9 protein-coding genes and 1 pseudogene are annotated in these 11,393 nt (G+C 37.1%); 8 read left to right on the forward strand and 2 right to left on the reverse strand.

Features of this window, described 5'->3' with window-relative positions; translation table 11 throughout:
- Nucleotides 1–2,453 (reverse strand): CARDB domain-containing protein (locus ACN0U3_RS13960; RefSeq protein WP_417266704.1); only part of this gene is annotated, 2,453 nt, incomplete at its 3' end.
- Between the two features lie 261 nt (nucleotides 2,454–2,714).
- On the opposite strand from ACN0U3_RS13960, the gene ACN0U3_RS13965 reads away from it, so the two are divergent.
- The 3 genes and pseudogenes from ACN0U3_RS13965 to ACN0U3_RS13975 all read left to right on the forward strand — a co-directional run bounded on the left by ACN0U3_RS13965 (nucleotide 2,715) and on the right by ACN0U3_RS13975 (nucleotide 5,007).
- Entirely contained in the window at nucleotides 2,715–3,893 is a 1,179-nt protein-coding gene (locus tag ACN0U3_RS13965; RefSeq protein ID WP_073216063.1) for an acyl-CoA dehydrogenase family protein, read from the forward strand.
- 271 nt (nucleotides 3,894–4,164) lie between these two features.
- Nucleotides 4,165–4,425, forward strand: a pseudogene (locus ACN0U3_RS13970) (IS110 family transposase); the annotation flags it as partial.
- Between the two features lie 78 nt (nucleotides 4,426–4,503).
- Nucleotides 4,504–5,007, forward strand: a complete 504-nt coding sequence (locus ACN0U3_RS13975; RefSeq protein WP_417266705.1) for a transposase — start codon at nucleotides 4,504–4,506, stop codon at nucleotides 5,005–5,007.
- A 293-nt stretch (nucleotides 5,008–5,300) separates the two neighbouring features.
- On the opposite strand, the gene ACN0U3_RS13980 is transcribed toward ACN0U3_RS13975, so the two are convergent.
- Nucleotides 5,301–6,338: an endonuclease/exonuclease/phosphatase family protein gene (locus tag ACN0U3_RS13980; RefSeq protein ID WP_417266706.1), complete on the reverse strand. Its 1,038-nt coding sequence runs from the start codon at nucleotides 6,336–6,338 to the stop codon at nucleotides 5,301–5,303.
- A gap of 98 nt (nucleotides 6,339–6,436) precedes the next feature.
- Between ACN0U3_RS13980 and ACN0U3_RS13985 the strand changes: the two genes are divergently transcribed.
- The 5 genes from ACN0U3_RS13985 (at nucleotide 6,437) to ACN0U3_RS14005 (ending at nucleotide 11,305) form a co-directional block, all read left to right on the forward strand.
- A complete protein-coding gene (locus tag ACN0U3_RS13985) occupies nucleotides 6,437–7,909 on the forward strand; it encodes a T9SS type A sorting domain-containing protein (protein ID WP_417266707.1) in 1,473 nt (490 codons plus the stop codon).
- A gap of 218 nt (nucleotides 7,910–8,127) precedes the next feature.
- Nucleotides 8,128–9,522 (forward strand): pyridoxal phosphate-dependent decarboxylase family protein, encoded by a 1,395-nt coding sequence (locus tag ACN0U3_RS13990; RefSeq protein WP_417266711.1) that lies wholly within the window; start codon nucleotides 8,128–8,130, stop codon nucleotides 9,520–9,522.
- Nucleotides 9,519–10,760: an NAD(P)/FAD-dependent oxidoreductase gene (locus ACN0U3_RS13995; RefSeq protein WP_417266708.1), complete on the forward strand. Its 1,242-nt coding sequence runs from the start codon at nucleotides 9,519–9,521 to the stop codon at nucleotides 10,758–10,760. The genes ACN0U3_RS13990 and ACN0U3_RS13995 overlap by 4 nt, the downstream gene beginning before the upstream one ends.
- A gap of 40 nt (nucleotides 10,761–10,800) precedes the next feature.
- Complete coding sequence (locus tag ACN0U3_RS14000) at nucleotides 10,801–11,052, forward strand: hypothetical protein (RefSeq protein WP_417266709.1); 252 nt, start codon at nucleotides 10,801–10,803, stop codon at nucleotides 11,050–11,052.
- On the forward strand, nucleotides 11,036–11,305 hold the full coding sequence (locus ACN0U3_RS14005) for a type II toxin-antitoxin system RelE/ParE family toxin (RefSeq protein WP_417266710.1): 270 nt from the start codon (nucleotides 11,036–11,038) through the stop codon (nucleotides 11,303–11,305). Before ACN0U3_RS14000 ends, ACN0U3_RS14005 begins: the two co-directional genes overlap by 17 nt.
- The last annotated feature ends 88 nt before the right edge of the window (nucleotides 11,306–11,393 follow it).

Raw genomic sequence — 11,393 nt, forward strand, 5'->3', positions numbered from 1 at the left:
GTCGGATCCATAGCTCCCAACATCTCCAACTCACGAACGGTTAAATCGAATATCTGTAACCCATCGGTGTTGTCATCGCATAATCGCAAGGGTGAAGGCTCAGTTAATATCGGACTGTTACGGACTTCTAAAACTAAAGCAACTGTAGCATAACATGTAGTATTAGACCCCTCAATTCTAGCAAATACAACATCGGTAAACGGGTCGTCATTGATATAGGGATCAACAAGCTCGTTTAAATTATTTTGAGCGTCAAGAAGTGTCGGGTGATAGGTGACCACTAAATCTGGATCATTATTAGTGATGTCTTCATCCGCATTGTGTAGGTTGAAAGGTGCATAACCATCATTATCGGTGTCGCAAACAATTAAAGGATTTGGTGTTTCATTAATGGTAGGACGAGAATCTACGATAACTTCAACAGAGGTTGTATCAAAACACTCAGAATCGATTACGGGTTCAATTCTTATAAAAATTGTTTGTCCAGGAGTAGGAACCGAATAAATATTTGGTAACGGATTTGCTCTTGTATCAGCATCAGCCTGAGAAATATGGTAGGTAATAATGTATTCTGAAGCAATCTGATCAGTTAATACGTGCGCAGTAAACTCAAGTGGCAAGTTAACATCTTCAGCTCCTGAGCCATCCTGATCGCATAATGTAATAGACGGCACATCCCCTGCATTCACTGGTGTATAATAAATCTGAAATTGAGCAATTGCATAACAAAGCTCTTGTGCACTATCGTGAATTCTAACATAAATAGTTTGTGGAGTTCCTCCTGTAATAAGATACGCCTCTGGAGTAGCAATTGCACCTACGTTGTTTTCGCTTCCAGCTTCAGTCGTAAAATACTTTACATTAAACAAAGCAGGATCTTGTGCGCCTAATACAATTGCATCATTTTGGGTAAGATCAAAAATTCCCGATTGCACTCCGTTGTCGCATCTATAAATATCTACTGGCTGAGCAGCCACTACAGGTTGCGGGTTAAAAGTGATATTAAAGTCGATTGATTCTTCTACAAAACAAGCAGCTTTATTTCCGCTAACGGTGTAAATTCCTGACTCGGTAACTTCTATTGTTGGAGTGTTTCCTCCAATTGGATTTCCGTTAAAAAACCAATTATATACATCTAAATCGTTAAAATTGGCAGTTAACGTTTCTGTAAAACCTTCACAGCTTTGATTATTCCCAAGTATTATCAAGCCTTGCGAAGAAAGATCAACATCTTGTTCAAATTCATTGTTGTCTTCATTGGTTTCAATAACTATTCCAGTTCCTGTACCATCATCATCTACAACGGCCCGCAGCACGAAGTTTTGAGGTGTTCCTACAGGAATATTCAAATTTATTGTACCACTTTCAGTACCATCAATTGGAATTTCATTTATTGTTTGGGTTTGCCCTAATAATACAGCGTCGGCATAAAAAGCAATAGGCGTATTTGGCGGTAATACAGCCGTACTATTTGAATTCCTAACAGTATAATTTGCTTCTATATTTCTGTCTTCACAAAGAACCCCAAGATTGTCGATAACAATCGTAGCGTCAGGTAGTTCAGAATTAACACTTATAATAATGTTATTGACCATTATAAAATCCTGCCCAGAACTTAGTTGAATATTAATCTGATCGTCACCAGGTTCAATTATGTTTAAACCTTCTAGGTTATAGAAATCCAAATCCATATTGTGTAAAACAGTGGAATTGGTATAACTATTTGTACTATTAAACGCATTATTACCAGGGTTCAACGGCGGATTATCGATTAAGATATTATTAAGCCTAAGACTCTCATTCACAGCAATTGCCGCATCGCCCTCCCAGGCCAAGAAGCCAATTTTTGAAGCGACATCTGAAGCTGCATTAATAGGACCCAATGTAATATTAATGTTATTACTATTTCGATCTACATAATCTAAACCGTCAAAAAGTGTTATTTGGTTTAAAAGTAAGTTAGGGTCTTCATAAATAACAATAATTCCCCAACCTCCAAAATTTGTCCCTCCTGAACAGTATGGGCCGATTGCTCCTGTTAAATCTAAATCTGAAAAAGTATAAAGCCCTTCTCCATTCGCAGCCAAAATGCTTGTTACATCTGCATATGCCGAGAAATAATTTAATCCAGTTCCTGCTGTTAGCGCAAAAGTACGGTCGGCCGTTACATCAGTACCGTTAAGCTTAACGTTAAAATCTCCGCTACCTGAACCAGCCCAATAAAGATGTGCAGAAAACAAGGTTTGTCCAGGATCTAATTGAAAATCTGCCGTGCTTTCTGTCAAGATAGTACAAGCACCAAAGGTCCCGTTTTCTTCCGTATTCAGAGTATTTCCAAAGGCAGTAAAATCATACCGCCCATTAAATTGCAGATATTGCTGAATTGGCACCGTCTGTTGTGAAAAGACCAAAAACGGTATAAACAAAAGAAGTGAGAGTATTAATCTTTTCATAAATTGAATATTAGGATTTCAAATATATTGAATACATTGTCTTTCTTTTTATAAATAGACAAAAAAAACACGACATGTGATGATTTGATATTTAAAAAACAGAACAAGTAAAGATAGCAATTTGATAAACTATTTAACATCATATATATTTTCTAATAAAAATAGCCTTGATTGTTATTTATAAATAATTCATTTTTCCTCTAAAACTTAGGTCAATCGACCTGCGATTTCTACATTTGTATTCCTTTAAATTAATTATATATGAAACCAGATTTATTTGAAGCTCCAGATTATTACAATCTTGACGAATTACTTTCCGATGAACATAAATTAGTGCGTCAAGCAGCCCGTGATTGGGTAAAGCGTGATGTTTCTCCAATTATAGAAGAATACGCTCAAAAAGCTGAATTTCCAGAACAAATTATTGGCGGACTTGCTGAAATAGGTGCTTTTGGCCCATATATTCCTGAAGAATATGGCGGTGCTGGCCTTGATCAAATCTCTTACGGATTGATTATGCAAGAAATTGAGCGTGGCGATAGCGGCGTTAGAAGTACTGCTTCTGTTCAATCTTCGTTGGTGATGTATCCTATTTATAAATATGGAACGGAAGAACAACGAAAAAAATACCTTCCAAAATTGGCTTCCGGCGAATGGATGGGGTGTTTTGGATTAACAGAACCTGACCACGGAAGTAATCCTGGCGGAATGACTACTAATTATAAAGATATGGGCGACCATTATCTTTTAAACGGTGCCAAAATGTGGATTAGCAATGCTCCTTTTGCACAAGTTGCTGTTGTTTGGGCCAAGAATGAAGAAGGTAGAATTCACGGTTTAATCGTTGAACGAGGTATGGAAGGTTTTAGTACTCCAGAAACACACAACAAATGGTCGCTACGAGCTTCTGCAACTGGTGAGCTTATTTTTGACAACGTTAAAGTCCCGAAGGAAAATCTATTACCAAACAAATCTGGCTTAGGAGCGCCTCTTGGATGTTTAGATTCTGCTCGCTACGGAATTGCTTGGGGTGCAATAGGTGCTGCAATGGACTGTTATGACACAGCATTACGCTATTCAAAAGAAAGAATCCAATTTGGAAAACCGATTGGGCAATTCCAACTACAGCAGAAAAAGCTTGCTGAAATGATTACAGAAATCACCAAAGCTCAATTATTAGCGTGGCGTGTTGGTGTAATGCGAAATGCAGGAACAGCAACCAGCGCACAGATTTCTATGGCAAAACGTAATAATGTAGATATGGCTATTAACATTGCTCGAGAAGCTCGACAGATGTTAGGCGGAATGGGAATTACGGGTGAATATAGCCTTATGCGCCATTCAATGAATCTAGAAAGTGTTATTACTTACGAAGGCACGCACGATATCCATTTGTTAATCACAGGATTAGACATTACAGGTTTAAACGCTTTTTCATAAGAAGCTTAAGTATTTTATAGCCTTAAAAGTAAAACCACGATTTCACGGGAATGCCAAATTGCATACGTGATTCGTGGTTTTATATTTAATACATTTTAAGTTTGATTTTTACTAAATCAGTTAACTTTAAGTATAAATCAGAAAGATCAAAAGAGCGGAGTAAGGTTACGATATACAGTGAAACTTTAGACTTCGACAACATTGATTAATCCCCGTTCTTTTACTACTTAAATCACGTTGAGTTCTGTGAGGCCTAGACCTCGAGGTCACGGGCTATTATCATTACAGACTCGCACAGTTTCTTTACAAAAACAACATAGTTATATCGGTTGTAAATCCGCTATCGGCAAAACGTTTCATACAAATGAGGCTAGCCAAAGTAAAGACGAGCAAGAGCGATGCAAAGGCAATCTGCGAGTATGCCCTGGCCAACGAAGTTCCGCTTTGCAATGCCTTGACTGATGACCAGGCAGAGTGTCTGCAACTCTTCCGATTAATAGACAGCTATTTTAAAAAACGCACAGCCACCTAAAGCAAATTGCACGGCGAAAAAACCATAGACATTCCCTCCAAGTTTGTGTACCGTTCCCAAAAACGGGACAGGAAACACTTGGACAAAGAGATTGCCGGTTTCGAGGAACGTCTACTCTCCCTGGTCACGATGGAGCTTCAACAACAGCTCACTCTTTTGACTACCGTTCCAAGAATAGGCACAAAGACAGCATTGTTTTTAATTGTAATATCCGATGGTTTTTCCAAGTTTGAGACTGCTGCGCAGCTCTGCAGTTATGTTGGTATTACACCTACAATTCGAGAGTCAGGGAGCAGTGTGCGTGGTCGTAGCAGGATCAGTAAGGTTGGCAACAAGAAATTGCGCAACCTTTTGTTCCTTTGCGCATTCAACGCCTGTAAGCACAACAAAGCGTGCCGAGAACTCTATAAACGGGTTGTCAATACTTGTTTCCGACGAGAGAGGCTCGAGCGAGAGGAAGACAGAAGTAAGAAACTGGCTTTTATTGCGGTATCTAATAAATTGCTCAAAAAGTGTTTGGCAATTGCAAAATCAGGAAATCCGTACGATCCAAAGTACATATCGGTACTGAAATTGATATAGCAAAAATTAATTTTATGATAATGATGTGAGCTTGTTCCACTTCAAAATTGCCAGGAATCCTATGATTCAAATTTGATGAGGAAAAGACTTGTTTTTCACCTCAGTTCTCTTAATTGCCCATAAATATCCTTGGTGTCAAGTAAGTTTAAAACCTGTTTTACAATAGATTATGCGCTAAAATTTTTACTTTTGTTCATATCCAAAGTTCTGTGGTAAAAACCAAGATATAAATAAAGCCGGAAATCTTTATTGGAAATCCCGTTTTTAAAAATGTTTAGCATACACTACTGATTTTAATTTGATGTACCTTCATCAATCAATTCCTTTACATCTTTTTTTTCCTCACCATTCATTTTTGGATTCTTAGGAGTAGAAGTCTTCTTTTTATGATGAATTTCATAATACATAGCAAAATGGTCACTTCCAAAATTTTTAGAGCGTTCCATTCTGCCAACATATAAATCGCGTGTATGAAACAAATGATCTAAAGGAAAGCGCAAAAAGAAATAATTGGCATTATATGTTGAATAAAACCCGCGACCTACTCTTGGATCGATCATTCCTGTCATTTTTTTGAATAATCGCGTGGTTCGACTCCAAACAACATCATTCATATCACCACACACAACCGTTGGTCTATCAATTTTTCGAATCAGCTCTCCAGTAAGCATCAATTCAGCATCACGTTCTTTTGAGGTTTCATTTTCTGTAGGACTTGGCGGCGCCGGGTGCAAACAACAAAAGTGTATAGGCTTTTGTCCTTCAAAAGGAAAATCAAAAAAAATTGAAGGCTTATCATCTTCAATCTGATATTTCACTTGTACATTTTGCAATACTACTTTGGAGTAAAGATGCATTCCGTAGAAATTTTCCAAAGGCACTTTTTCAGTATGAGGATAATCTTTTTCAATTGCTGAAAGACCATTTTCCCAATCTTTATTAGATTCCATTGTAAGAACTAAATCAGGATTGAACTTTCTTATTTCTTGTAAAAATTTAGGATATTCAGTATTCGTCTGAAGCACATTGCCAGCCAAAATCGAAACATGACCATCGCTTGCTTCTTCTGTCGATTTTCTCGGATAAAGCGAGCTATACGGCACAACTTTAAATAACTGATAAACCATTGAAAGCACAAGCGACGCAATTAAAACCCAAATAAATACTGTAAGCTGTTCTTCAATATAAAGTAAAGTAACGAGAAGAATAATTTGCAACATTATAGATTGAAAGCGCACAAAATCGGCTGTTCTAAAAAACCAGTGCGGATTTTCAGTAGCTGGAAAAAATGGACTTATCGTAAAGAAAATAATTAATATATATAAAACCATATTTCAAATTTAAGCTATTTGAATTTGTGAAAGGATTGGAATAGTTTTTTTGAGCCTTTTATTATGATTATTTTTACAACTTACCAAAACCTTAAATTATGAAACAAATTACTTTAAGTATTTTATTAGCATTCTTAACTTTTTCGAGTCTGTTTGCACAAGATTATACTACGCCAAATACAGGTGTGGTATGGAGCCTTGCCGATATTGCGGCCGCTAGTCCAACAACCATAACAGGATCAGGGTCGAATTACACCTTATTGGGAAATCTGACCGTTGCCGAAAATGATACGGTTTTAATTGAAACAGACCTTACGCTTTCTATCGACGCTGGTTTACGCATCACTGTTTTTGGGACTTTTATAGTGGATTCAAATCAGGTCACTTTTACTGCTATTGATCAGGCAGCTCCTTATGATGGTTTCCGTTTTGAAGATAATTCAGTTATAAATATTAAAAACAGCACAATTACTTACGGTGGTGGTTTACGGGTTTTAACTGCGAATTTTATAATCACAGATTCAACTTTATCTTTCAATGTGTCTGGTACCACTAGTAGTGCTGTTATTCAATTATCTAAAGGAAAACCTCAAATTCTTTTCAATACAATTACATTTAATGAAAACCCTGCAATTGGCTCGGCTGCAAATGCCCAAGTATCTGCTGTGATTAATGGGAATTATATTGAGGGAAACAATATAGTAAATTCCAATCGTCCGCAAATAAACCTCGGCGTTACGATACCATCAGAAACACTTCAAATTATCAATAACACTATAATTGGAGATCCAGCCAACGATATGGCTGGTGGTATTGCTTTGGCCAATTTTGTTGGAGGAAATATGGATGCTAATATAACCCAAAACATTATAAGAAATAATCGGTACGGAATCGCAATTCTTGGCACCAATGCAAATGTGGAAATTACGTATAATATCATTGAAGACAATAATACTCAAGGAAATCCTGATTTGGGAGGAAGTGGTATAAACGTCATTTCAGCATCGAGTACAATGACTGTAAATATTATTGGAAACGAGATTAGACGAAATCTATGGGGAATAACCCTACAGGATCAGGCAATGATAAATTTAGGAGCAGACGTAACTAATGGAGGGAATAATACGTTTTCCGAAAATGGAAATGGAGGCGTAGTCTATGCACTTTACAACAATACTCCAAATACAATTTTGGCAAAGCAAAACTGCTGGATTGAAGGACAAGAAAGCACAGCCCAAGATGTTGAAGGAGTGATTTTCCACAACGTAGACGATCCTACTTTAGGTGAAGTTGTTTTTGAACCATTTTTATGCGGAATAACCGTTGGAATTGAAGATAACAACCTTGCTAATTTTGGGTTCTACCCTAACCCAGTTAAAAATGAAATTAACTTCAACAACATTCATTCGTTTGAAACAGTTGAAATTTACGGAATTCAGGGTAATTTAATTTCTACAAAGGTAATTTTAGAAGGAGTGCAAACGCTTCCTGTTAATCTTCCTTCAGGATTGTATTTTGTGAATTTCTCTAGCAAAACTGGAAGTATAACAAAGAAAATGATTGTTGAATAATTTCTAAAAACTCACAATCGATTCAAACCTCACAAGTCGCACAGACCTGTGAGGTTTTTTTAATTAATTAGATAATTGTCGTAAAAAAATTGCAAGATATTTACACTAAGAACCCCACAAATCCCTACTTAAAAACGTAATTTTGCAGCGTAAAAAATTAAACAGAAAAGATTGTGAAAATTCAGAATAAAGCCACACTGGAATTGAGCCAGGAAGAAATGAAAAGCTACGGCTATGAAGTTGTGGATGCAATCGTAGCGCATTTTGTTACACAGAACGATAAGTTGCCCGTGGTTTCTGGTTCGCGCTCAGAAATGGAAAAGTTGTTTCTTGAAGAAGCACCCGAAAACCCAACCAATGCAAAAGAGGTTTTAAACTTTGTTTTAAATGAGGTTATGACCAAAAGCAATATCGTTTCGCATCCCAAATCGTATTCTTTCGTTCCGGGACCGAGTAATTATATTAGCGCTATGGCCGATAGCTTAACGGCAGGATTCAATATTTTTTCTGGTGGTTGGCAAGCTTCTCCTGCAGCAGCCGAAATGGAAATTGTAACCATGAACTGGCTTTTAAAAATGTTCGGTTTCCCTCAGAAAAAAGGAGGCGGAATTTTTACAAGTGGTGGCTCAATGGCCAATTTAACCGGAATTGTAACCGCACGTACGGTAAAGTGTGGCGATGATTTTAGCAAGGCAGTTATCTACCTTTCCGATCAGGCACACTCTTCAAATATAAAAGCTATTCGTATTCTTGGCTTTAAAAAAGAGCAAATCCGGATTATCCCTACCGATAGCGAATTCAAATTTTCGCTTAACAAATTAAAAAATGCCATTGCAAAAGACAGACTCGAAGGTTGGCAACCCTTTCTTTTAATTGCAACTGCAGGCACAACAAATACAGGAACAGTCGATCCGCTTTCAGATATTTCAAAAATCTGTAAAAAGGAAGATATCTGGTTTCATATTGACGGTGCTTATGGAGGTTTTGCCATACTTTCAGATGACGGAAAACCTCTATTAAAAGGAATAGAAAAAGCCGATTCCCTTACTATCGACCCTCACAAATGGTTCTATCAGCCTTATGAGATTGGCTGTTTATTGGTGAAAAGGCATAAATGGTTAAAAGGAACTTTTACTGAAAGACCTGAATACTTGCGGGATATTGAGGGCAATACTTCTGAAATAAATTTCTACGATCACGGTATTGAACTTACCCGACGTTTTCGGGCGTTAAAATTTTATATGTCCGTAAAAACATTCGGATTGAGCGAATTTAGAAAAGCTATTTCCTATAACATAAAACTTGCCGAAGCTACAGAGTCGTATCTTCGAAAAAGTCCTAATTGGGAGGTAGTTTCGCCAGCAACTTTAGCCGTTGTAAACTTCAGGTATAACCCTATTGGAAACAAGCTTTCTGAAAAAAAACTAGACGAATTAAATCAGTATATTTCACAAGAGGTTGTGAGTTCAAAGGAAGCGTTATTGGTTACGACCATCCTTAATAAGCAAGTAGTTTTACGAATGTGCTTAATCAATCCACGCACAACTATGGATGATATTATGGAAACCATGAATCTTTGTGAAAAATTTGCAAGTAAAAAACTTCCAATTTGAAAAAAGCGGATGTCATAATCATTGGGGGCGGTGCTGCTGGATTTTTTACAGCTATAAATGCTGCTGAAAAAAATCCAAATCAGAAAATCATCATTTTAGAAAGGGGAAAAGAAGTACTTACCAAAGTGAGAATTTCGGGCGGAGGTAGATGTAATGTAACCCACGCCGAATTTATTCCGAGAGATCTATCTCAAAATTACCCGCGTGGAGAAAAAGAACTACTCGGTCCGTTCCATACTTTTATGACTGGAGACACCATTGAATGGTTTGAGAAGCACGGTGTAGAATTAAAAACAGAAGAGGACGGAAGAATGTTTCCCGTTTCCAATTCTTCGGAATCTATTATAAATTGTTTTCTTTTTGAAACGCGTAGGTTGAGTGTCGATGTATTGCTCAATCAATCGGTCAAGGAAATTCAAAAAGTTGATGACTCTTTTCTTATAACTACTACTTCAGATAACTTCTCCGCAGAAAAAATTGTGGTCGCCACTGGAAGCAATCCAAAAATCTGGAAATTACTTGAAGGATTGGGGCATACAATAATTCCAGCGGTGCCTTCGCTTTTCACTTTCAACATTACAGACGAGCGTATAAAAGACCTCGCTGGAATTGCTACGAATGCTCGAATAAAAATTCCGAAAGGAAGAGATGTTTTAGAGAACAACGGTTCGCTTCTAATAACCCATTGGGGAATGAGCGGTCCAGCAATCTTAAAACTTTCAGCTTGGGGCGCACGGACTTTAGAATCCTTAAAATATCAATTTGAAATCGAAGTTAATTGGTTGGAAAACATTTCTGAAGAAGAAGTTTTAGACGAATTAAAATCACTAAAAGTTAACTTCGGAAAGCAAACAATTTTAAAACACTCCCAATTCGAACTTCCAAAGCGATTGTGGCAAAGCCTTATAAAAGCCACGGGCATAAGTGATACACTAACCTGGGCAGAAGCCACGCGCGAAAATCTTCAAAACATAGCCAATCAATTAACAGCTGGAATTTTTCAAGTTGATGGAAAAAGTACTTTTAAAGAAGAATTTGTCACAGCTGGTGGTGTAGATTTAAAAGAAGTGAACTTTAAAACTTTCGAAAGCAAGGTATGTGAAAACTTATATTTTGCTGGGGAAGTCCTTAATATTGACGCTATTACAGGAGGCTTCAATTTCCAGAATGCCTGGACTGGTGGCTTTATCGTTTCACAAAATTTGTCCTCCCCCGACCCCTCCCAAGGAGGGGACTAATAGCATTTGTTATATAATTTATATACACAATCTATATACAATGGGAAAGAAGAAGAAAATAATCGAACTTAAAGATGAGGTTTGGGAGATTCTCGAAAGAGAGGCAAAAGCAGACAATAGATCTTTGAAAAATTATATCGAAAATTATTTTGAAAATTTAGCCCGTCAATTGGCGGAACCGTCAGACGAGTATATAACAATGATGGACGATCTATTGGATCGTCAGGAAAAGGGTACTTTAAAAACTATTCCAATTGATGAAATAAGAAAGAAATATGGCATTTCGCGTTAGACTGTCGATTGATGCACATCGGGAGTTGAAAAAGGCAAAGTGTTTTTACGAAGCCATGGACAAGAAAATGGAGTTTCTTATTGATTTTGATGAACACATTGAGTTTTTAGAGCAAAACCCACATCTGTTTCAAATTTGCTATCGGAATGTACGAATTGTTCATTTCAAGATATTTCCTTATTCACTTCACTATAATATTATTGATGGGACAGTGACTGTATTGAACATAATAAGACAAAGCCAATCCTTTTAACATGCAACCCCACATCGCCCTTCTTCGCGGCATAAACCTTGACAGCCATAAAAAATAAAAATGGCAGATCTAACACATTTTTTTCCTG

Source organism: Brumimicrobium sp., assembly GCF_048268645.1.
Classification (GTDB): Bacteria; Bacteroidota; Bacteroidia; order Flavobacteriales_D; family Crocinitomicaceae; genus Brumimicrobium; species Brumimicrobium ulvae.